The sequence below is a fragment of the Pseudomonas sp. KCJK9016 genome (assembly GCF_046231795.1).
In the GTDB taxonomy this organism is placed as follows: Bacteria; Pseudomonadota; Gammaproteobacteria; order Pseudomonadales; family Pseudomonadaceae; genus Aquipseudomonas; species Aquipseudomonas bananamidigenes.
The window spans coordinates 1-515 of the sequence record NZ_JBJJMM010000072.1; the positions used below are offsets into that span (position 1 = coordinate 1).

The 515-nt window shown below is 60.2% G+C and carries 1 protein-coding gene; it reads right to left on the reverse strand.

The genetic code is table 11. The features are described from left to right. Window positions 1-515, reverse strand: a 515-nt coding sequence (locus ACK6BI_RS28030) for a VCBS domain-containing protein (RefSeq protein ID WP_409319666.1), incomplete at both ends; no start/stop codon positions are given.

The window sequence follows — 515 nt, forward strand, 5'->3', positions numbered from 1 at the left end:
CTGCCCAGCGGAGTCGTGATGGATTGAGGGAATCCGGCGGCCACGCCATTGGTGACGACGGCGATGCCACCCACGGTCAGTGTGGTGACACCGTCCAGTGCGGTGATGGTGAAGGTGCCGCTTTGAGTCAGCGCGGTGGCATCCGGCGCACTGCCGGTACTCAGGTTTTTCTCGAAAACCGTCAGCTCGCCGCCGTTAACGTCAAGGCCGCTGATAATCACCGGATCGTCATTGTTGTGGATCTGCAAAACCAGATTCGCAGTACTGGTGTCGCCATCCGAATCGGTGATGGTGTAGGTGAAGGTCTCGGTGCCGTTGCCACCGCCGTGCAGGTTCTTGAAGTCGGCATCGTTGGTGTTGAGGGTGTAGGTGTAGGAACCGTCAGCATTCAGCACCAGCGTGCCGTAAGTTCCAGTGAAGGTTCCGGCGGTGACCGGGCCGGTCGGCACACGGTCGGCGCCTTGCACGTCATTGGTCAGCACATTGCCGGTCAGGGTCAGATTGGTTTCCGAGGC